Annotated in this window: 20 protein-coding genes; 3 read left to right on the forward strand and 17 right to left on the reverse strand. The window is 73.2% G+C overall.

Annotated features, from left to right (window positions below; all coding sequences use genetic code 11):
* Positions 1–115: 115 nt before the first annotated feature.
* The 3 genes from AC5R91_RS10580 to recO all read right to left on the reverse strand — a co-directional run bounded on the left by AC5R91_RS10580 (position 116) and on the right by recO (position 2,612).
* On the reverse strand, positions 116–748 hold the full coding sequence (locus AC5R91_RS10580; protein ID WP_495396972.1) for an antibiotic biosynthesis monooxygenase: 633 nt from the start codon (positions 746–748) through the stop codon (positions 116–118).
* Positions 741–1,538, reverse strand: coding sequence for an isoprenyl transferase (locus tag AC5R91_RS10585; RefSeq protein ID WP_011603189.1), 798 nt, complete (start codon positions 1,536–1,538; stop codon positions 741–743). The genes AC5R91_RS10580 and AC5R91_RS10585 overlap by 8 nt, the downstream gene beginning before the upstream one ends.
* A 348-nt stretch (positions 1,539–1,886) precedes the next feature.
* Complete coding sequence (gene recO / locus AC5R91_RS10590) at positions 1,887–2,612, reverse strand: DNA repair protein RecO (protein WP_495397936.1); 726 nt, start codon at positions 2,610–2,612, stop codon at positions 1,887–1,889.
* A gap of 185 nt (positions 2,613–2,797) precedes the next feature.
* Here recO and AC5R91_RS10595 point away from each other — a divergent pair, with 185 nt between their 5' ends.
* The gene (locus AC5R91_RS10595; protein WP_495396973.1) at positions 2,798–3,976 is read left to right on the forward strand and encodes an NUDIX domain-containing protein; all 1,179 of its coding nucleotides are present in this window, start codon (positions 2,798–2,800) and stop codon (positions 3,974–3,976) included.
* A gap of 186 nt (positions 3,977–4,162) precedes the next feature.
* On the opposite strand, the gene era is transcribed toward AC5R91_RS10595, so the two are convergent.
* From era to hemW, 9 genes are all read right to left on the reverse strand, one after another.
* A complete protein-coding gene (gene era, locus AC5R91_RS10600; RefSeq protein ID WP_495396974.1) occupies positions 4,163–5,107 on the reverse strand; it encodes a GTPase Era in 945 nt (314 codons plus the stop codon).
* A gap of 1 nt (position 5,108) precedes the next feature.
* Positions 5,109–5,513, reverse strand: coding sequence for a cytidine deaminase-like protein (locus tag AC5R91_RS10605; protein ID WP_495396975.1), 405 nt, complete (start codon positions 5,511–5,513; stop codon positions 5,109–5,111).
* Positions 5,510–6,871: a hemolysin family protein gene (locus AC5R91_RS10610; protein WP_495396976.1), complete on the reverse strand. Its 1,362-nt coding sequence runs from the start codon at positions 6,869–6,871 to the stop codon at positions 5,510–5,512. Before AC5R91_RS10610 ends, AC5R91_RS10605 begins: the two co-directional genes overlap by 4 nt.
* 19 nt (positions 6,872–6,890) lie before the next feature.
* On the reverse strand, positions 6,891–7,436 hold the full coding sequence (ybeY, locus tag AC5R91_RS10615; protein ID WP_495396977.1) for an rRNA maturation RNase YbeY: 546 nt from the start codon (positions 7,434–7,436) through the stop codon (positions 6,891–6,893).
* Positions 7,437–7,464: 28 nt separating this feature from the next.
* Positions 7,465–8,514, reverse strand: coding sequence for a PhoH family protein (locus AC5R91_RS10620; RefSeq protein WP_495396978.1), 1,050 nt, complete (start codon positions 8,512–8,514; stop codon positions 7,465–7,467).
* 148 nt (positions 8,515–8,662) lie between these two features.
* Positions 8,663–9,520 carry a 16S rRNA (uracil(1498)-N(3))-methyltransferase gene (locus tag AC5R91_RS10625; protein WP_495396979.1) on the reverse strand — a complete coding sequence of 286 codons (858 nt, stop codon included), beginning with the start codon at positions 9,518–9,520 and terminating at the stop codon, positions 8,663–8,665.
* 70 nt (positions 9,521–9,590) lie between these two features.
* Entirely contained in the window at positions 9,591–10,736 is a 1,146-nt protein-coding gene (dnaJ, locus tag AC5R91_RS10630) for a molecular chaperone DnaJ (protein WP_495396980.1), read from the reverse strand.
* On the reverse strand, positions 10,736–11,755 hold the full coding sequence (hrcA, locus tag AC5R91_RS10635) for a heat-inducible transcriptional repressor HrcA (protein WP_044882999.1): 1,020 nt from the start codon (positions 11,753–11,755) through the stop codon (positions 10,736–10,738). The genes dnaJ and hrcA overlap by 1 nt, the downstream gene beginning before the upstream one ends.
* Positions 11,756–12,057: 302 nt before the next feature.
* Complete coding sequence (gene hemW, locus AC5R91_RS10640) at positions 12,058–13,293, reverse strand: radical SAM family heme chaperone HemW (RefSeq protein WP_495396981.1); 1,236 nt, start codon at positions 13,291–13,293, stop codon at positions 12,058–12,060.
* 229 nt (positions 13,294–13,522) lie between these two features.
* On the opposite strand from hemW, the gene AC5R91_RS10645 reads away from it, so the two are divergent.
* Positions 13,523–13,687, forward strand: coding sequence for a hypothetical protein (locus tag AC5R91_RS10645; RefSeq protein ID WP_495396982.1), 165 nt, complete (start codon positions 13,523–13,525; stop codon positions 13,685–13,687).
* Positions 13,688–13,771: 84 nt separating this feature from the next.
* Here AC5R91_RS10645 and lepA read toward each other — a convergent pair whose 3' ends face one another.
* Entirely contained in the window at positions 13,772–15,619 is a 1,848-nt protein-coding gene (gene lepA / locus AC5R91_RS10650; RefSeq protein ID WP_495396983.1) for a translation elongation factor 4, read from the reverse strand.
* A 323-nt stretch (positions 15,620–15,942) separates the two neighbouring features.
* Between lepA and rpsT the strand changes: the two genes are divergently transcribed.
* Positions 15,943–16,212, forward strand: a complete 270-nt coding sequence (gene rpsT, locus AC5R91_RS10655) for a 30S ribosomal protein S20 (protein WP_495396984.1) — start codon at positions 15,943–15,945, stop codon at positions 16,210–16,212.
* 150 nt (positions 16,213–16,362) lie between these two features.
* On the opposite strand, the gene AC5R91_RS10660 is transcribed toward rpsT, so the two are convergent.
* Genes AC5R91_RS10660 through AC5R91_RS10675 form a run of 4 tightly spaced genes read right to left on the reverse strand, consistent with a single transcriptional unit; the run spans position 16,363 to position 21,553 of the window.
* Complete coding sequence (locus AC5R91_RS10660; protein ID WP_495396985.1) at positions 16,363–16,731, reverse strand: hypothetical protein; 369 nt, start codon at positions 16,729–16,731, stop codon at positions 16,363–16,365.
* Positions 16,728–17,738, reverse strand: a complete 1,011-nt coding sequence (gene holA, locus AC5R91_RS10665; RefSeq protein WP_495396986.1) for a DNA polymerase III subunit delta — start codon at positions 17,736–17,738, stop codon at positions 16,728–16,730. The genes AC5R91_RS10660 and holA overlap by 4 nt, the downstream gene beginning before the upstream one ends.
* 1 nt (position 17,739) lies before the next feature.
* Positions 17,740–20,346 (reverse strand): ComEC/Rec2 family competence protein, encoded by a 2,607-nt coding sequence (locus tag AC5R91_RS10670; protein WP_495396987.1) that lies wholly within the window; start codon positions 20,344–20,346, stop codon positions 17,740–17,742.
* Positions 20,347–20,353: 7 nt separating this feature from the next.
* Complete coding sequence (locus tag AC5R91_RS10675) at positions 20,354–21,553, reverse strand: ComEA family DNA-binding protein (protein WP_495396988.1); 1,200 nt, start codon at positions 21,551–21,553, stop codon at positions 20,354–20,356.
* Positions 21,554–21,639: the final 86 nt, after the last annotated feature.

Below are 21,639 nucleotides of genomic sequence, written 5' to 3' on the forward strand. Positions count from 1 at the left end.
AGCCGAAATCCGATATCTGTGTAGTTCACATCTACGGATGTGCGATGCACGTCGGAGGCCGCCGGGCGGCACCGACAACCCGCGCCAGGCGGGACGCGGCCGCCGAATCCGTGGATCAGAGCCGGCGAGGCGCCGCGGTCTCCGCGTCGGCGGCCCGGTCCGAACGGTAGGTCCGAGCCTCGCTGCCGGTGCCAGCCGGGCCGCAGCCACCTCGCTCGACGTCGCGCCCACCCTCGACGTCGCGCCGACCGTCACTCCGCGCCACTCGTGGGTCGACGGCGGCGAGCACCTCGAAGGCGCCGGGCGCGTCGACGGCGTGGACGAGCAGCGGCGTGAGGGCATACCGCACCTCGAACGCGGACAGCGCCCGGCGCCACGGGCCGGGGCCGTCCCACTCGCTGGTCAGCAGCCAGGACGCCGGCTCGTCGAGCGCCCGGGCGAGCCGGCCGGACCGAAAACCGGCCGCCCGGGCCAGCGCGTCGAGTGCGGTCCGCGCCGCCGCGGGAAAGTCGGCCGCGGCCGCCGCCGGCACCGCGAAGCGGATCTCGGCGACCACCGGCGCGCCGGAGGCCGCCGTCCACCCGGCGCCGACGCCCGGCCACCCGGACTCGGGTCCACCGCCCGCCGCCGGGCCGGACGGCGCCGCGTCCGACGGCGCGGGCGCGTCGTCGTCAGCGGCCTCGGCGACGACGTCAGCGTCAGCGTCAGCGTCAGCGTCAGCGTCAGCGTCAGCGGGATGGTCAGGCACGATGGGCGACGATCCCGCCGTAGCGACGGTCGCGGCGGGCGTATTCCTCGCATGCCTGCCACAGGTTGCGGCGGTCGAAGTCGGGCCAGAGCGTTTCGACGAACGAGAACTCGGCGTACGCCGCCTGCCAGAGCAGGAAGTTGCTCAGCCGCTGCTCGCCGGACGTCCGGATGACCAGGTCGAGGTCGGGCATGTCGGGCTCGTCGAGGTAGCGGCTCACCGTGGCCTCGTCGATCCGGTCGGCCCGCAGCCGCCCCTCGCGCACGTCCCGGGCGATCGCCGCCGCAGCGTCCGCGATCTCGGCCCGGCCGCCGTAGTTCACGCACATAACCAGCGTGAGCCGGTCGTTGTCGCGGGTTCGCTCCTCCGAGGACTCCAGGCGCCGGATCACGTTCCCCCAGAGCCGGGGCCGGCGCCCCGCCCACCGCACCCGCACTCCGAGCGCGTCCATATCCGCGATCCGTCGGCCGAAGACCCCGTCGGTGAAGCGCATCAGGAACGCCACCTCGTCCGGCGAACGCTTCCAGTTCTCCGTCGAGAAGGCGTACACCGACAGCCATCGCACGCCGAGCTCGATCGCCCCCTCGACGCAGTCGAACAGCGCGTCCTCCCCGGCCTCGTGCCCCTTCGTCCGGGCGAGCCCGCGCCGCTTGGCCCAGCGGCCGTTGCCGTCCATGACGATGCCCACGTGCCGCGGAACCAGGCTGCGCGGCAGCGCCGGGGGCCGGGCCCCCGAGGGATGGGGGTGCGGATCACGGAACCGCGTCCCCACGTCATTGCGCAAAGTCACTGCCTACCTCCCCAGAACCGGCCGGGGCAGCGCCGAGCCGTCGTCCGTCGTACCCGTAGCTGCCATCGCCGCACCGTCCCCCTGCCGACGCCGGACCGCGCCGGGAGCCCCCACCGCCGCTGTCCACCTCACCATGTCCGTTCTCATCCCCTCCCAGCGCGTCCCCGACCAGCGCGTTCCTCCCCGACCAGCGCGTTCCCCCCCGACCAACGCGTCCCCGGCCAGCACGTCCCGATCAGCGTGTTCCTCCCGACCAACGCGTCCAGCGGCCCACGGACCGCGCCGGCGCGACGCCGCCCCGGCGCGGTCATCGGACAGCGCGGTCCAGTCCCGGCCGGTCACGGCCACTCATGCCCGTTCCAGGTGCGGCAGCGCGCGCAGCCCCCGTTCGAGATGCCACTGGAGATAGGCGGCGACGATGCCGCCGGCCTCCCGGCGGGCGCGGGCGTCGCTGGCCAGCGCGCCGTCCCAGTCGCCGCGCAACAGGTCGGTGAGGAGTCGTATTGCACCCGCCGAGACCGACGCCGCGCCGTGCGGACGACATTGCGGGCACACTACGCCGCCGCCAGCAACGGACAGCGACAGGTGCTGGCCCGGCTCCCCGCACCGGGCACAGTCGTCCAGGGCCATGCCGTATCCGGACACCGCCAGTGATCGGAGCAGGAACGCGTCCAGCACGAGCAGGGCCGGCCGCTGCGCCGCGGCAAGCGTGCGCAGACCGCCGACGAGCAGCAGGAACAACCGCAGCGCGGGCTGACGCTCCTCACTGGTCAACCGCTCGGCGGTCTCGAGCATCACGGCCGCGGCGGTGTGCCGGGCGTAGTCGAGCGCGATCGTCGTCCCGTAGGGGGAGATGATGTCGGCCTGGGTGACGGTGTCCAGTGACCGGCCGGAGTGCAGCATCAGGTCGACGTAGGTGCCCGGCTCCAGCCGGGAGCCGAACCGCGAGGACGTCTTGCGCACACCCTTGGCGACGGCCCGGACCCGGCCGTTGCGCCGGGTGAGCACGGTGATGATGCGGTCAGCCTCGGCGAGAGGGGTCGTTCGCAGGACGACCCCTTCGTCGCGATACACCGGCACCCGCCCATGGTTGCACGACCCCGGGTCGGCGCGGTACGGCGAGGTCATCCGGCAGATGGCCGCGACGAACCAGTCCCGTTTCGCAACCTCTTGTATACGAGAGAACACAAATGGACACCTTGGCCGGTGGAAGCCGGACTCCCCTGCGCGGGACGCCGCAGGTTGCGGATGATGGCTCGGTGCGGGTGGTACGGCGGGCGGCGCGAGCGATCCTCATCGATGGCAACGGCCGACTGGTGCTCTTCCGGCGGACGCTGCCAAAGCGCAAGCCCTACTGGTCCACCCCCGGCGGCGGGGTGGACCGCGAGGACGGCTCGGTGGTGGCGGCCCTGCACCGCGAACTCGCCGAGGAGCTCGGCGCGACGGTCGACCGCGTGCAACAGGTGTTCCTCACCAGCGCGCCGCGCGGCGACGGGATCGCGGTGTCGCACTTCTTCGTCTGCCGCCTGGTCTCCATGGACCTGAGCAAGCGCACCGGCGAGGAGTTCACGAACCCCGCCAAGGGCCGCTACGACGTCGAGCGGATCGACCTGCGCGGCAAGAAGCTGAGCCGTTACGCCCTGCAACCCGCGGAGGCCAAGTCCTTCATCTTCGCCAACCGCCAGGCGCTGCTGGTCGCCGCCCTCGCCGACGACGCACCACCGCTGACCCTCACCGAAGCCCGCGGCGCCGCCGCGACGACGAACGCCGACGACCCGGCCACTGCCGCCGCCGGCCCACCCGCGCGGTCCGAGGCGGCAACCGCCTCTGCTGCGGCACCGGCCGCCGACGGATCCTCGGCGACCGAGCAGACCGCGGCATCCGGCGACGCCGGCGCAGCCAAGCCGGCCGAGTCATCCGGCCGGGCCTCGACGTCCCCCGGGGGCGGGACGTTCGGTGAGCCCCCGGCGTCCGCCGGTGCCACCCGCCCCGACCAGAGCACCACCACCGACCAGAGCACCACGGCTGACCAGAGCAGCACGGTCGATGCGAGCACCACGACCGATCAGAGCACCCCGACCGACGAAAGCACGACCGACGAAAGCACCACGACCGGCACCACCGACACGACCGACGAGACATTGAGCACCGAGCAGGCCAGGACGTCCGAGCAGGCCACGGCCACCGACCGGCACGGTGCGGCCGGCGACGCGACGATGTCCCAGCACGCCGGTTCCGGTGCCGCCGGGCCGCCGGGTGACGGATCCCCCGCCCCCGCAACCAGGGACGACGGCAAGGCGGCGGAGCGGCGGCCGCGGCGGGCCATGCCACCGATCCTGGAGATCGTCGACGGTGCGGTCGTCAACGACGGATCCGACCCCCCGACCGTGGCGCTGCCACGCCCGCACCGGTGGCCCCGGTGGCCGTTGCGCCGGTGACCGGTGCCGACGCCCACCGCGTTGCGGTGCGTTTGGCACGGTCTGCCGAAACCGTGCCCATCGCACCCCAACGCGCCACACGTATCTCGCCGCGACGCCCCACACGTACCGCACCGCGACACGCGCAACTTGCCGTGCACGCGCCGCGCCGCCGGTCGACGGTGGGGACCCGTCCCGGCCGCGGGGTCAGAAACCCAGGCGGCGTAGCTGGCGGGGGTCTCGCTGCCAGTCCTTCGCGACCTTGACGTGCAGGTCCAGAAAGACCGGCGTCCCGAGCAGCGCCTCGATCTGCCCGCGGGCCCGGGTGCCGACCGCCTTGAGCCGGGAACCGCCGGAACCGATGACGATCGCCTTCTGGCTGGGCCGCTCGACGAAGACGTTCACCCGCACGTCCAGCAGCGGGTTCTGTGGCGATCGGCCCTCCCGGGGGATCATCTCCTCGACGACCACCGCCAGCGAATGCGGCAGCTCGTCGCGGACCCCCTCCAGCGCCGCCTCCCGGACCAGCTCGGCGACCATGACCTGCTCGGGCTCGTCGGTCAGCTCGCCGCCGGGGTAGAGCGCCGGGCCCGTCGGCAGCCGGGCGGCCAGCACGTCGGCGAGCACGTCCACCTGGTAGGAGCGGATGGCGCTGACCGGGACGATGTCGCTGAACTCGCCGAGGCCGGCCACGTCGAGCAGCCGCGCGCCGATCCGGTCGGCGTCGGCGACCTTGTCGGTCTTGGTCAGGATGGCCACCACCGGGGTCCGTTTCGGCAGGCGGGACAGCTCCTCGGCGATGAAGCGGTCGCCCCGTCCCACGGGTTCGTCGGCGGGCATGCAGAACCCGACGACGTCGACCTCGGACAGGGTGGCGCGCACGACGTCGTTGAGGCGCTGCCCGAGCAGCGTGCGCGGCCGGTGCAGCCCGGGCGTGTCGACGAGGACGAGCTGGGCGTCGGCGCGGTGCACGATGCCCCGGATGGCGTGCCGGGTCGTCTGCGGCCGGCCGCTGGTGATGGCGACCTTGGTGCCGACGAGGGCGTTCGTCAGCGTCGACTTGCCGGCGTTGGGCCGGCCGACGAGGCAGGCGAACCCGGACCGGAACTCCACCGGGGTCGTGCCGCCGGGGGCGGGACTCGGAGTCGACACGCTAGCTGGTCGTCCTGCTGCGAGCCACGCCGTCGGTGCCGCCGAGGAAGACGGGGACGCCGGCGCCGAACTCGGCGAGAGCGGCAAGGTCATCCCCCGCAATCACATCACCCTCCGTGACGACGGCCGCGGCCTCGAAGCGGCGCGCCCCGCTGGAGACCGCCGCGGCCACGGCTGCCCGCAGCGCCGAGATCGCCAGCTCCGGCCGGCTCAGCCCGACGGTGGCGGCGGCGTAGGTGCGGCCGTCGGTGTCGCGCAGGGCCGCGCCCTCGGCGGGCCGGCCGTCGGGCACGTAGGCGCGCAGCCGCGCCGAGCGGGCCAGGACGAGCAGCTTCGCGTCCTCCGCGGCCAGGTCGAGGGCCGCCCCGGCGGGCGCCGTCGCCTGCGGGGTCGGGTCAGCGGTCACGAGATCACCTTTCCGTGCTGGGGTGAACGCCCGGCCGGCTCACCGCCGTCTGCTCCACCCGGAGCCGGGTCGTCGGCGTCGGCCGGCGGGCGCGGCGGGCGGCTGACGACGATCGTGCCGATCTGGTTGCGCCGGCCGGCCGCCCGCTCGGCGGACAGCCGCAGGCCGCCGACCGTCACGGTGGCGCCCGGGATGGGCACCCGACCCAGGGCCGTGGCGAGCAGACCGCCGACGGTCACCGAGTCGTCCGCGCCGGGCAGCGCGTCGACGTCGAAGTCGAAGAGTTTGGCGAGGTCGTCCACGTCGAGCCGGGCGGTGACCCGAGCCGTGTCGGGATCGAGCCACTCCACCGGTGCCACCTCGCTGTCGTACTCGTCGGTGATCTCGCCGACGATCTCCTCGAGAATGTCCTCGATGGTCACGAGCCCGGCGGTCCCACCGTACTCGTCGATGACGATCGCCATGTGGGTCCGCGAGGCCTGCATCTCCCGCAGCAGGTCGTCGGCGGGCTTGCTCTCCGGCACGAGCACGGGCGCGCGCATGATCTCGGCGACGGTGCCGTCCTCGTCGCCCTCGCGCTCGCGGCGGACCATGTCCTTGAGGAAGGCGATCCCCACGACGTCGTCGACGCTCTCCCCGATCACCGGGATCCGGGAGAAGCCGCTGCGCAGGGCGAGCGCCAGAGCCTGGCGAACGGTCTTGGTCGACTCGATGAACACCATGTCCGGCCGCGGCACCATCACCTCCCGGACGAGGGTGTCCCCCAGCTCGAACACCGACGCGATCATGTCGCGTTCCTCGCGCTCGATGACCTCGTTCTCCTCGGCGAGGTCGACCAGGTCACGCAGCTCCGCCTCGGAGGCGAAGGGCCCGTCCCGGAACCCGGGACCGGGGGTGACGGCGTTGCCCAGGGCGATGAGCAGCCGAGGCAGCGGCCCGAAGATCCGGGCGAGGCGGACGGTGAGCCCCGCGGTGGCGAGCGCGACCGCCGGCGCGTGCTGGCGGCCGAGCGTCCGGAACATCACCCCGACGAGGATGTAGGCGATCAGGGTCGCCACCAGGGTGCCCAGTCCGATCGCGGCGAAGCCCGTCCCGTAGGCGTGCGCGAACAGGATCGTCAGGCAGGCGGCGGCGAGCATCTCGCCGACCACCCGTAGGAGCAGCAGCAACGCGAGGTAGCGGCCGGGGTCGGCGACGACGGTCGCGAGGTTCGCCGCGCCCGCGCGACCGTGGCGCGCGAAGTTCTCCACCGACACCCGCGACACCCGGGTCAGGGCCGCGTCCACGCAGCCGAGACCCGCGGCGGCGAGGGACGCGACCACCGCGATGAAGACAAGCAGAAGATCGCCGGAGCTCATGGGCTCCCCCCGGCCGGGGTCAGCGCGCGGCGGTGGGGCCGGGCTCTCCAGCTCCGTCCGCACCGCCCGCACCGCCGGCGGGACGCTTCCCTCCGACGGCCTTCACCGCGACGTCCCAGGACGCCAGCAGCTTGTTCTGGATCTTCCACATCTCGCGTTCCTCGTCCGGCTCGGCGTGGTCGTACCCGAGCAGGTGCAGGATGCCGTGGGTGCACAGCAGGTGCAGTTCGCGCTCGTAGGAGTGCCCCGCCTGCTCCGCCTGGCGGCGCGCGACGTCGGGGCAGAGCACGACATCGCCGAGCAGCGTCGTGGGGTCGTCGTCGGCCGACTCCGACCAGGAGGCGTCAAACGCGTCGTCCTGCGCGAAGGAGAGCACGTCGGTCGGGCCCTCCTCGCCCATGTACCGCACGTGCAGGTCGGCCATGGCCTTCTCCTCGACCAGCATCACCGACAGCTCCGCGAGCGGGTTCACCTTCATCGCGTCGAGCACGAAGCGGGCGAGCGCCGTGAGCCGGATCTCGTCCACGTCGTTCGCGCCCGACTCGTTGGCGACGAACACGGCCATCAGCAGTCCTCTCCGAGCCCCGACACGGTCACCGTCGCTCGCGGCGGCTCGGCCGGGCGGGCGCCGCGGCCGCGGAACCGGCATGGTCCCCGGCGGCGTCCCAGCGGGCGTACGCGTCGACGATCTCGCTCACCAGCCGATGGCGAACGACGTCGGAGCTGGTCAGGGACGCGAAGTGCACGTCCTCGACGCCGTCGAGGATCTCCCGGACGACCCGCAGCCCGCTGCGGGTGCCGCTGGGCAGGTCGACCTGGGTGACGTCACCCGTCACCACGATCTTGGCCCCGAAGCCGAGCCGGGTGAGGAACATCTTCATCTGCTCGGGCGAGGTGTTCTGCGCCTCGTCGAGGATGATGAAGGCGTCGTTCAGGGTTCGGCCGCGCATGTAGGCCAGCGGGGCGACCTCGATCGTCCCGGCCTGCATCAACCGCGGGATCGAGTCCGGGTCGATCATGTCGTGCAGCGCGTCGTAGAGCGGGCGCAGGTACGGATCGATCTTCTCGTACAGGGTGCCCGGCAGGAAGCCGAGCCGCTCCCCCGCCTCGACCGCCGGCCGGGTCAGGATGATCCGGTTGACCTTCTTGGCCTGCAGGGCCTGAACCGCCTTCGCCATCGCCAGGTACGTCTTGCCGGTACCGGCGGGCCCGATCCCGAACACGATCGTGTGCTGGTCGATCGCGTCGACGTAACGCTTCTGGTTGAGCGTCTTGGGTCGGATCGTCCGACCCCGGTTCGACAGGATGTTGAGGGTGAGGACCTCGGCGGGCCGCTCCTCCGAGCCGCTGCGCAGCATCGCCAACGAATGGTCGACATGCTGCGGGCTGAGCTCGGTACCCGCGTCGAGCAGGGCGATGAGCTCCGCGAACAGCTTCGCGGCGAGCTCGTTCTCCGCCGACGGGCCGGTGATGGTGATCTCGTTGCCGCGCACGTGGATGTCCGCGGAGAAGGCCCGCTCGACGGTGCGCAGCAACTCGTCCTGGTGGCCCAGCAGGCTCACCATGCTGTGCGGGCCGGGAACGACGATGCGCGTCGTGACCGGGGCGGCCGACGCGGCAGATGGCGTGACGGAATCGGGCATAGAGAGCGGCCAGCTACGGCCGCGGCACCTCTCAGGATCGATGACCGTGGTGGGTGGTGCGGCGCGTGGAGGACGGGCGTTCAGGTCAGCGCCCTGCCGGGGCAGGAGACGCCCACCGAACGCCAGCCGCAGGCGCTACCCCGCCAGTCTATCCATCATCACGCCGAGCGTCCCAGCGGCCGAGATCCGCAAGGACGACCGAGGACGCCACCACGCCGGCGGTGGAGGTGCGCAACACGGTCGGACCCAGGCGTGCGACCGCGGCGCCGGACTGACGCAGCGCGTCCACCTCGGCCTCGGCGATGCCCCCTTCGGGCCCGACGACCAGCAGGATCTCGGCCGCCCGCACGGTCTGCACCGCCGCCCGAGCAGGCTGATTCGACTGAGTCGCCGGTGCCGTCGAGGTCGCCGGTGCCGTCGAGGTCGCCGGTGCCGCCACCGTCGCCCCGTCGAGGGTCGCGGCGCTGCGGCGGGCCAAGCCCACCAGGGGGTCATCGGCCTGCTCGTGCAGCACCACGGCGAGGGCGGCCGATGCCACCCGCCGGGTCAGTTCCGCCGTTCCGACCAGGTCGGCGACCACCGGCCAGTGCAGGCGGTGGGACTGCTTCGACGCCTCCGCCGCGGCCCGGACCCAGCGTTCCCGGGCCCGCCCGCCACGCTCGCCCTCCCAGCGGACCACCGAGCGCGCCGCCGACCACGGCACGATCTCGTCGACGCCGACCTCGGTCAGCATCTCCACCGCCCGCTCGCCGCGGTCGCCCTTGGCCAGCGCCTGCGCGACGACGAGGCGCGGATGCGGCGCCGCCGCGCCGACCCGCCGGCGCACCGCGCAGTCGATCTCGTCGCGCCGGACGGCGACGACGGCGCACTCCAACACCTGCCCGCGACCGTCGGTGACGTCCACCGGCTCGCCGGGGCGCAGCCGGCGCACCGTGGCCGCATGGTGTCCCTCCGGACCGGACAGGGTGAACACGTCCGCGGTGGGCAGCGGGGACAACCGGAACAACGCGCTGGTCAGTGGGGATCCTCTCGGCGGAGAACGAGCCGGCGGACCGGGTATCCGCCGTGCCGACGAGCTAGCGCCCGCGCCGCGACCCGCGACGGCGGAACAGCCCGCTCGCGCCGCCGCCGATGGAACCGCCCACGACCGCGGGCGCCTCCTCGTCACGGATCTTCGCCAGCTCCCGCAGCAACCGCTCCTGCTCCGCGTCCAGCTTCGTCGGCGTCTCCACGTTGATGTGGATGTGCAGGTGCCCCCGCCCGGCGGCCCGTAGGTGCGGGACGCCGCGGCCGGCGAGCTTGATGACCTCGCCCGGCTGGGTGCCCGGCTTCACCGCGATGGTCTCGGTGCCGTCGAGGGTCTCCAGGGTGGCGGAGGTGCCCAGCGCCGCCGAGGTCATCGGCAGCGGCAGCTCACAGTGCAGGTCGTCGCCCTCACGGGTGAACACCGGATGTTGGCGCTCGGAGACCTCGACGTAGAGGTCGCCGGGCGGCCCGCCGCCGGGACCGACCTCGCCCTCCCCGGACAACCGGATGCGCATCCCGTCCTCGACCCCGGAGGGGATCTTCACCGTCAGGGTACGGCGCTTGCGGACCCGGCCGTCCCCGCCGCAGTCGCGGCAGGGATGCTCGATCACCGTGCCGGTGCCCGAGCAGCGCGGGCAGGGGCGAGAGGTGACCATCTGACCGAGGAAAGAGCGGGTGACCTGCTGGACCTCCCCCCGACCGCCGCAGGTGCCGCAGGTCGAGGGATGGGTCCCGGGAGCCGCCCCGGCGCCGGTGCAGGTCGAGCACACGGCCGCCGTGTCCACGGTGATCTCACGGGTGGCACCGAAGGCGGTCTCGGCCAGGTCCAGCTCGATCCGCAGCAGCGCGTCGTTGCCGCGCCGGACCCGGGAGCGGGGCCCGCGGGTCGTCCCGCCGCCGAAGAAGGCGTCCATGATGTCGCCGAGACCACCGAAGCCGGCGCCGAACGGCGAGCCGGCGCCCCCGCCACCGCCGCCGGGCGCGAGCGGGTCGCCGCCCAGGTCGACGATCTGGCGCTTCTCCGGGTCGGAGAGCACCTCGTAGGCCGCGGTTACCCCGCGGAAGCGCTGCTGCGCCTCCGGGTCGGGGTTGACGTCAGGGTGCAGTTCCCGGGCGAGCTTGCGGTAGGCCCGTTTGATCTCGTCGTTCGACGCGTCTCGGCGTACGCCCAGAACTGCGTAGTAGTCCACGGCCATCAGTCGGCACCCAAGAGTTCACCCACGTATTTGGCGACGGCCCGGACGGCCGCCATCGTCCACGGATAGTCCATGCGCATCGGGCCGACCACTCCCATTCCGCCCAGGGCGAAAGGACCGCGGCCATAGCCGGTGGCCACCACTGCTGTCGTCCGCAGGGCGTCCACGTCCGTCTCTCGACCGATGCGTACCGTTACAGTACCGGTCTCGCGGGCCGAGCCGATGAGCTTCATCAACACGACCTGTTCCTCGAGCGCCTCCAGTATCGACCGCAGCGAGTCGGCGAAGTCGACCGAGGCCCGGGTGAGGTTCGCCGTGCCGGCCATGGCGAGACGCTCCTCCGGGCGCTCCACCAGGGACTCCAGCACCGCCCCGGTCATCGTCGCCAGGCACGGCCGCAGCTCGGGGCGGGCCTGGTCGGGCAGGGTGGCGACGACCTCGGGGGCATCGGCCAACCGCTGGCCGGCCAGCGCGCAGTTGAGGGTCGCCCGCAGCTCGCCCGCGATCTCGTCGTCCACCGGCGTCAGGCTGTCGATGATCCGCTGCTCCACCCGGCCGGTATCGGTGATCATCACCATGAGCATCCGGCGCGGACCGAGGGTCACAACCTCGATGTGCCGGACACTGCTGCTCGACAGCGACGGGTACTGCACCACCGCCACCTGGCGGGTGAGCTGAGCGAGCAGGCGGACCGAGCGGCGGACGACGTCGTCGAGGTCGACCGCACCCTCCAGAAAGCTCTGGATGGCCCGACGCTCGGCCCGGGACAGCGGCTTGACCCCGGACAACCGATCGACGAACAACCGGTAGCCCTTGTCTGTCGGAATCCGCCCGGCGCTGGTGTGGGGCTGCGTGATGTAGCCCTCTTCCTCCAGCGCGGACATGTCGTTGCGGACAGTAGCCGGCGAGACACCGAGATTATGACGCTCCGCCAGCGCCTTGGAGCCCACCGGCTCATTGCTCAGGACGAAGTCCTCCACGATCGCCCGAAGGACTTCGAGCCGCCGATCCTCTAGCACGCGGTCGCACCCCCTTCACCAAGCGGGACGTGGCCGGGCCACGGTGCGTGCACCTGCACCGACGGACACCAGGCCTGGCACTCGGCCGCAGTGAGTGCCAAGTGTAGCCGTCGGCCAAGCATGAAGCACACAACATGGGCCGCTCCACGAATGGCCGGTGAGGAGTCGGCGACATCCTTCCAACAGAACGACTACCGGGGCACCCGGGTTCCGCGCCGCGGCGGCTCGCCCGATCGAGTACGGGCCGGTCGGTCGGCCAGGGGCCGGTCGGTCGGCCAGGGGGTCAGTCGGTCGGCCAGGGGTCAGTCGGGTAGCAGAGCCCGGACCACCGTGTCGGTGAGCAGGCGGCCACGGCGAGTCAACCGCACCCGGCCGGACTCGAGCGCGCCCGGTTCCACCAGGCCGGCGCGAGCGAGATCCGCGCACGCCGCCAGCCCGGCCTCGTCGAGCTCGGCGACGCCGAGCCCCTCTGCGAGCCGCACACCCAGCATCACCCGCTCGACCCGGCGGGTGGAAGGGTCGAGCTCCTCGCGCGCCGCGGCCGGACTGCGCTGCGCGGCAAGGCGGGCCGCGTACTCCGCCGGGTGGCGCACGTTCCACCACCGCACGCCGCCGACGTGGCTGTGGGCGCCCGGGCCGAAGCCCCACCAGTGGTCGCCTCGCCAGTAGCCCAGATTGTGCCGGCAGCGGGTGGCCGAACCGCGCGACCAGTTGCTGACCTCGTAGTTGGTCAGCCCGGCGGCGGTGAGGATCTCGTCCGCGAGCAGGTACCGGTCGGCAAGCAGGTCGTCGTCGGGCTCGAGCAGCTCGCCGCGGCGCACCCGGCGCGACAGCTTGGTGCCCTCCTCGACGGTCAGCGCGTAGGCGCTGACGTGGTCCGGCCCCAACTGCACCGCGGCCCGCAGGCTCGCCGCCCAGTCGGCCTCGGACTCGCCCGGCGCCCCGTAGATCAGATCGAGGCTCACCTGCTCGAACCCGGCCTTGCGCGCCCAGCGCATCACCTCGGAGACCCGCCCGGGGGTGTGCCGGCGGTCCAGCGCCGCCAGCACGTGCGGCCGGTCGCTCTGCATGCCGAACGAGACCCGGGTGAAGCCGGCCGCCCGCAACTGCTCGAGCTGGGCCGGGTCGACCGATTCCGGGTTCGCCTCGGTGGTGACCTCCGCGTCGGCGGCGAGTCCGAACTCGGCGTCCAGGGCCCGCAGCAGTCGGGCGAGGTCGCCCGCGGAGAGCAGGGTCGGCGTGCCACCGCCGACGAACACGGTGGAGATCGGCAGGTCGGTGTCGCCCAGCACCGCCCGGGCCAGCCGGATCTCCTTCGTCGCGATGTCGACAAAGGTCGTCAGGCCCACCGAGGAGATCAGGGCACCGCCCAGATCCGCCGCCGTGTAGGTGTTGAAGTCACAGTAGCCGCAGCGTGCCGCACAGTAGGGCACGTGCACGTACGCCCCGAACGCGCGCTCGGTCAGCTCGGCCAGGGCGGCCGGCGGGAGAGCGCCGTCGTCGGGCGGAGGTGACCCGTCGGGAGGCTTTTGTGGCATGCCCCCAGTGTGCCCCCAACGGATGGGGTTACAGCAACGCCACGTTTGTCAAGCGCACGAGCGGGCCGAAGATGGCCACGCCGGGACCACGCCGGGATAAGCACCGGAAACGGGGGTCCCCTTCGGCGCCGACGAGATGCCGGGCACGTTTTGCCCCCGTTGTGGACGGAAGATCAGATATGGGCGGACCATCGTCGACCGGTCGAGCCCGATGCGAAAAGATCCGGCCATGGACGATGACGTCAGGGCCGTTCTCGAGGAGATCTCCGAACTGCTCCCGCCCCGAACCACCGTGTATCGTTCCGGCGCCGCCGCGCCCGCCGGCGACCTCTCGCTCGCCGAACCGGCGACCGAACCGATCCGCCTGCCGGCGAGTCCGCTGCCTACAAGCTGACGACGCGGGACCTCCCGGGGGGTGGCCGTGATCGGCGGTCTCCCCCGGGGTCGACCCGCCCGATCTCCCCCGACCGGGGGTGGGTCACTTGCTCGTCGTGGACTTCCCGGTGTCGGTGGACAGCGCGGCGATGAACGCCTCCTGCGGGACCTCGACACGCCCGATGGTCTTCATCCGCTTCTTGCCCTCCTTCTGCTTCTCCAGCAGCTTGCGCTTGCGGGTGATGTCACCGCCGTAGCACTTGGCCAGCACGTCCTTGCGGATGGCCCGGATGTTCTCCCGAGCGATGATCCGGCTGCCGATCGCCGCCTGGATCGGCACCTCGAACTGCTGGCGCGGGATCAGCTCGCGCAGCTTGGTCGTCATCGCCACGCCGTAGGAGTAGGCCTTCTCCTTGTGCACGATCGCCGAGAAGGCGTCGACCGTCTCGCCCTGCAGGAGGATGTCGACCTTGACCAGGTCGGCGAGTTGCTCGCCGGCCGGCTCGTAGTCGAGGCTCGCGTACCCCCGGGTCCGGGACTTCAGCGCGTCGAAGAAGTCGAAGATGATCTCACCGAGTGGCAGGGTGTACTTGAGCTCGACCCGGTCGGTGGACAGGTAGTCCATCCCCTTGAGCACGCCACGCCGGCCCTGGCAGAGCTCCATGACCGCGCCGACGAAGTCGGTGGGCAGCAGCAGCATCGCGTCGACGATCGGCTCGTACACCTCGGCGATCTTGCCGCCGGGCCAGTCGCTGGGGTTGGTCACGGTGACCTCGGAGAGGTCCTCCATCACCACCCGGTAGACGACGTTCGGCGCGGTGGAGATGAGGGTCAGGTTGAACTCGCGTTCGAGGCGCTCCCGGACGATCTCCAGGTGCAGCAGGCCGAGGAAGCCGCAGCGGAAGCCGAAGCCGAGCGCCGCCGACGTCTCCGGCTCGTAGGTCAGGGCAGCGTCGTTGAGCTGGAGCTTGTCGAGCGCCTCGCGCAACGCCGGGTACTCGCTGCCGTCGATCGGATACAGCCCCGAATACACCATCGGCAGCGGGTCGCGGTAGCCGCCGAGCATCTCCGTGGCCGGATTGCGGGTGGTGGTGACGGTGTCGCCCACGCGAGCCTGGCGGACGTCCTTGACCCCGGGGATGACATAGCCGACCTCGCCGACCGACAGCGAGCCCGTCGGGTGCGGGTCCGGCGAGATCACCCCGACCTCGAGCGTCTCGTGGCTGGCGCCCGTCGACATCATCAGGCAGCGGTCCCTGGTGGTCAGGGTGCCGTCGATGACCCGGACGTAGGTGATGACGCCGCGGTAGATGTCGTAGACGCTGTCGAAGATCATCGCTCGGGCGGGTCCGGCGGGGTTGCCGACCGGCGCGGGCACCAGCCGGACGATCTCGTTGAGCAGCTCCGGCACGCCCTGGCCGGTCTTGCCCGAGACGCGCAGCACGTCACCCGGGTCGCAGCCGATGATCGCCGCGATCTCCTCGGCGTACTTCTCCGGCTGGGCGGCCGGCAGGTCGATCTTGTTCAGGACGGGGACGATGGTCAGGTCGTTCTCGATCGCGAGGTAGAGGTTCGCCAGCGTCTGGGCCTCGATCCCCTGCGCCGCGTCGACCAGCAGGACCGCACCCTCGCACGCGGCCAGCGACCGGCTCACCTCGTAGCTGAAGTCGACGTGGCCGGGCGTGTCGATGAGATGCAGGATGTAGTCCTGCCCGTCCTGCGCCCGCCAGGGCAGCCGCACGTTCTGGGCTTTGATGGTGATCCCACGCTCGCGCTCGATGTCCATCCGGTCGAGGTACTGGGCGCGCATGTTGCGCGCCTCCACGACTCCGGTCACACCGAGCATCCGGTCGGCAAGGGTCGACTTGCCGTGGTCGATGTGGGCGATGATGCAGAAGTTGCGGATCATCGCGGGGTCGGCGCCGGGCGCCAGGTGCGGGGCTGCGGACACGCGGAGAGTTCTCGTTTCGCTCGCGGTGGTCACGGGAGCCGTCCCGTGCCGAGATCTGGGTCGACCTCCCTTCATCGTGCCAGGAGGCGGCGCGGTGGTTGCGCCGGTGCACCGGCCGGCAGCGGTTTGATATTCTGGGCGCCGCCTTGGTGGGCCGCGTCGTCGTCCCGAACGGTCCGGCCGCCTCCGACTCCGCGTCACACCGGTTTCGGCGCAGGTGGCCGGCCTCCGAGGCGTCGGTATCCCTGGCCGCCGCGCGCGGCCGGTATCCGTATGATGACGTGTCCGCACCATCCCGACTCGACAACCAGAGGTTCCTCCGCGTGGCCAACATCAAGTCGCAGATCAAGCGCAACCTCACCAACGAGAAGCGGCGGCTGCGCAACAAGGCTGTCAAGTCCGAGCTCAAGACGCACGTGCGTCGGTTCCGCGACGCGGTCGAGGCCGGCGACGCCGAGCGCGCCAGCGAGACCCTGCGGGTCGCCTCCCGCAAGCTGGACAAGGCTGTCAGCAAGGGCGTCATCCACCCGAACCAGGCCGCCAACAAGAAGTCGGCACTGGCTCGCGCGCACGCGGACCTGACGGCTAGCTGAAACCGCGCGGCGGAGCCGGGGCGCCAGGGGTGCTCCGGCTTTTCTGCGTGTCCGCGTCGCCTGTGGGCCTGCTGTGCCCGCCTGCTGTACCGCCCGCCGCGAGGTGCGGTGCGGATGCGACCGGAGCGGCCCCAGCGGACCGGAGCGTTCCTAGCGGGGAGCCGGGTCGCCCGGCGGGTTCTGCGCATCCGCCGGATCGGTGTCCGCCGGATGGATCAGCCGTTCGAGCACCTCGTGGTAGGCGACCATCGCGGCGACGGTCACCGGCAGGACTCCCACCACCCAGGCGCTCGCCAGGTCTCCCAGCGCGACGACCACCGTGACCAGCGCCGTGACGGTCATGAGCAGCCCGCGCATCCAGCCCGCGGGCAGGACCTGCAGCCCGAACCAGCCTCCCGGCGGCGGCGCATCGGTTTCGTCGGGATCGGCGCCGTGCCCCCGGGCCGGCCCTGGCCGACCACCCGCCCCGCCCGCCGGAGACGGCCCATGCGGCCCATGCGGCCGCTGCGTCTCGCTCATCGACGCCCGCCGCGGTGGGCGCGGTCCCGGGGGAAGGACCGCGCCACGGCCACCTCGCGCAGGAGCTTCTCCAGCGCGTAGCCCGCGTCCACGGACGCCCCCTTCACACCGGCATCCGCCGTCGCCGACGCGCGCAGCGCGAGCGCCAGGCCCGGATCGGACCAGGCGCGCGCCGAACGCTGCGCCTTCTCGACCTTCCAGTCGGGCATGCCGAGCGCGCGGGCGAGGTCCCACTTCGTCCCCGGGCCGGCCGAGGACACCCGCGCGAGATCCCGCAGGCCGCCGGCGACGGCACTGGAGATCAGCACGGCCGCGGTCCCCCCTTCGATGGCCTGGCGCAGCAGCGTCAGCGCCTGCGGCAGGTCACCCCCGATGATCGCGTCGGCGACGGCGAATCCGCTCGCCTCGGCGCGCCCCCGATGGAACCGGGCCACCGCGGCCTCGTCCAGCATGCCGCCCTCGGTGTCGGCGACGAGCTGGTCACACACCGCGGCGAGCTCACGCAGATCGCCACCGACGGCATCGAGCAGGGCCCGCACGGCGCCGTCGCTGATCCGCCCACCGAGGCGACGGACCTCGGCGACCACGAAGTCGTGTCGCTCCCGGGGCTTGGTGATCTTCGCGGCGGGCACGACACGGGCGCCTGCCGCCTTCATGGCGTCGGCCAGCTTGCGGTTCTTCACCGCGCCGCTGTGCACGAGCACGAGCACGACGTCGTCGAGGGGATGGCTGATGTAGGCCAGCAGCGCGTCGCGCAGCTCCTCGCCGAGGTCCTGGACCCCCCGGACGACGACCGCCCGGCCACCGCCGAACATCGACGTGGCACCGAGGTCCACCATGTCCGCCTCGCTGAGCTCGGCGGCTGCCCGGTCCACGATCTCCACTTCGGGATCGCGGGCGCGGGCCGCGTCGAGGACCTCGCGGACGGCTCGCCCCACGAGCAGGTCCTCGTCGCCGGAGACGAGAACGAGCGGGGGCGCTGGAGAAGCTGGCACGCGGGTGAGCATGTCACGATCCCTCCCCCGACCGGCGGCGCACCACCGAGACCGGGTTGCGGGCCGGCGCGGTGAGCCGGTCCGGCCGATCCGTCCCAGGCCCGGGGCAATGCTGGCCGGGCTGATCGGGCTCGCCGAGCTGACCGGCCGAGGGCGCCGCGGGTGCGACCACCGCCAGCGCCCCGTCGCGGTCGGTCCGGGCGACGGCCATCCCGGCCCGGTTCAGCGCGCGCAGCGTCGATGCCGCCGGATGACCGTAGTCGTTGCCCGTCCCGACGCTGATCAGCGCGAAGCGGGCCCCGCTCGCCCCGAGGAACCCGGGGTCCTGGTTGGCGGACCCGTGGTGCGGAACCTTGAGGACGTCCGCCCGCAGCCCGGCCCGGTCCTGCGGACGGCCGAGCGACAGCCGTTGGGCGGTTGCCTCCACGTCCCCCGTGAGCAGGATGGTCGCGGCACCGACCCTGGCGGAGAGCACCAGGCTGTCGTTGTTGGGATCGCTGTCCGTGCCGTGCAGGACGATCCGGGGCGCCAGCACCGTCCAGCAGACCGCGCCTGCCCGACCCCAGGCACCCGCGCCGATGGTGCGCAGCGGCACGCGCGCCCGGTCCGCCCACCGACGGACCGAACGCCACTGACCCGCCGGTTCCCGCAACGGGCCGACCAGCACCTCGCCCACCGGCAGCCGGCCGAGCACGCCGGGGAGCCCGTCGACGTGATCCGCGTGCAGGTGGCTCAGGACGATCACGGGCAGGCGGCGCACGCCGAGCTCGTCGAGGCAGCGGGCAAGCAGGTCCGGATCGGGTCCCGCGTCGACCAGCACCGCACTGCCGGGCCCGGCCGACAGCACCAGCGCGTCGCCCTGCCCGACGTCGCAGGCCACCAGCCGCCAGCCGGCGGGCGGCCAGGAGGCGAACCGCTCGACGATGGCGCAGCGCGCCAGCAGCAGGCCGACGACGGCTGCGGCAGCCACCCGGCGCGCCCACCGCCGGCGCAGTACCGCCACCGCGACGAGGGCGGCGAGCGCCGCCGCGCCGGCGCCCAGCACCCCTGCCGGCCAGCCGACCGTGGCCGCCGGGAGGTGGGCGCAGCGGCGCGCGACCGTCACCAACCACCAGCACGGCAGGTCCGCAAGGTGCGCCAGCATCCGGGCCAGCGGGGGCGACACGGCGGCGACGACCAGGACCAGGACGCCCAGCACGGTCGCCGCGGGCACCGCCGCTACGGCGAGGACGTTCGCGCCGATCGCGACCAGGCTCACGCCCCCGCCGATCCACGCCAGCAGCGGCGTGCAGGCAAGCTGGGCGGCCGCCGCCACCGCGAGCACCTCGGCGAGCCGGTCGGGCAGCCACCGCGCGAGGGCGGCCTGCCAGCCCGCCGCGAAAACGATCATTCCGGCGGTGGCCTGGACGGACAGGGCGAAGCCGACGGAGACCGCGAGGGTGGGCTGCGCGAGGACGAGCACGGTGATGCTTGCGGCCAGGGCCGGCAGGACCGCGCGAGGTCGCCCGGCAGCGAACGCTGCCAGCCCGATGAGCCCCATCACGGCGGCGCGCAGGACGCTGGCGGAGGGTCGGGCGAGGACGACGAACCCGACCAGTGCGGCCGCGCCGCCCACCGCCCGCCCGCGCAGACCACGCCGCGCCCGTGCCGCCACGACCAGGGCGGACGCGGTCACGACGGCGACATTGCCGCCGGAGACGGCGGTCAGGTGCGACATCCCGGCCCGGCGGAAGTCGGCGCGCAGGTCCTCGTCGAGTCCGGAGACGTCCCCGACTACGAGCGCCGGCAGCAGGCCGCGCCGCGGTTCGGGCAGGCCGGCGGAGGCATCGCGCAGGCCGGCCCGCAGCCGCCCAGCCAGGCGCTGCAGCGCATCGGGATCGCCCCTCAGGCGCGGCGCTCCGGTGGCCAGCACGACCGCGGCGACGGTGTCACCCGCCCGGGGAACGGCGAACCGGCCCACGACCTCCAGGTGTTGGCTGGGCAGCAGACCACCCCAGCCGGTACCTCGCCCGAGCAGGATGGCCGAGGCGCGCAGCCGCACCACGACGGGCCCGGCGGTGACGCGCTCCAACCGGACGGGCACGACGAAGGTCGTGGCGGTAGCCGTCGGCGGACCGACTCCGGGCGCGGCCGTGGCGGCCGGCCGCGGATCGTCCGTGACCACGGCCCGGGCGGTCATCGGCACCCCCCGCCGCACCAGGTCGGCGAGCGGGCCCCGGTCGCCGGGACGCGTCGCCAACCCGCCGGCGAGGACTCCGGCGGCGAGGAACACCACGGCTGTCAGTACCACCCTGACAGCCGTGGGCAGGATGCCGTCATGATCGCCGTCGCCGTCGCCGTCGCCGTCACCGTCACCGATCGGCGTCGGAGCCGCGACGCGCCCGCTGCCGGTATGGCGCCGGCGCCCGCGGCGGGCCCGGGTCAGCAGGCCCGCAGGCACCGTCAGGACTGTCGCGGCGGCGAGGACGAGTGCGGCGTCCGGCAGGGACCAGTGGACCGCGACCGCCGCGCCGACCCAGGCCGCCAGCGCGGGCGTGACCAGCCGGGCATCGGCCGGCCCAGCCGCAGGCGACGGCCGCTGGGGCAGCGCGAGGCCGGTCTCCATGCCCACGGCGACCATCGCCGCGTCACACCTTCACCAGCGGCAGCAGATCCGCCAGCCGCTTGTCGCCGAGGCCGGTGACCTCCCCGAGCTGTTCCGGGGACCGGAAGGGCCCGTGCTCGGTGCGCCACTGGACGATGCGCCCGGCAAGCACCGGACCGACCCCGGGCAGGCCGTCGAGCTGCTCGGAGCTGGCGCTGTTGAGATCGATCGGGCCGTTCTGTGCACCGCCGCCACCACCACCACCGCCGGCGGGGGACGCGGCCGCGACGGGCGCCGGGGCGGCCGCGGCGGGTGGCGGCCCGGGGCGGCCGTCGACGAGGATCTGCTCACCGTCGACCAGCACCCGGGCCAGGCCGATACCCGTCGTGTCGGTGCCGGCAAGCACTCCCCCGACCCGGTCGATCGCGTCGACCACCCGAGAACCGGTAGGCAGCCGGACAACACCGGGCCGCGTCACCCGCCCGGCGACGTCGACCACCACCTCACCGGCGGCGCCGGAGCGGGCCGCGGTGGCCGCCACGCCCACGGCCGCACCCGCCGCTGGGGTCTGGCCGGCGTCCGTCCTGGCGGCGTCGACGAGACCGCCGTCCGCGGTTGCACTCGGCGCGGCGACCACGGTCGAGGGCCGGCCGATCGGCGCGGCGACCGACACCGGCCGGTGCTGCCAGGCGAACCAGGTCGCCAGGATCGCGGCGGCGAGCGCGACCAGGGCCAGGACCAGCGTGGCGCTCGCGGCCGGCGCCGTCACCACACCACGCAGGCTGGCCGGGAACCGCCGCGCCAGTCGCTCACGAACCGCCCGCCAGCCACCCTCCGGTGGCGCACCGCGCCCCGTCCACCCGGCCGCGTCGTCCACGCCCGGCGCCGCGGATGGACGGGCGGCCGACCTGTCCGGGGCGCGCAACGAGCCGCCGTGTCCCGTCCCCGGAGGGGCGTCCAGGTTTGCCTCGCCGGCGATGACGCCACAGTCGGTGCCACGCGAGCTGGGTCTCCCGTCGCCATCGCCGTCGTGGCGGTCGACCCAGCCTGGGACGGCTGCGTCGGCGATGGCGTCGAGCCACTCCTCGTCGTCGGCGAAGACGCCCTCGCGCACCACGCCGGGTGGCTGCGGCTCGCCCGCGGACGCCGGTGGAGGCGGATCGGGCGGGAAGGGCTCGGGGAGCCGAGCCGTGAGAAGGGGGGATGGTGACGGGCACCCGGGACCGGGGGTGGTTGTGACCATGCCCGGACCGTAGATCGATCTGCGGTCGATTCGCCGGGCCAGATGGCGATCTGTGGATAACGGCGGGTTGTCCACAGATCGGCTCG

This window comes from Frankia sp. BMG5.60 (genome assembly GCF_059428125.1).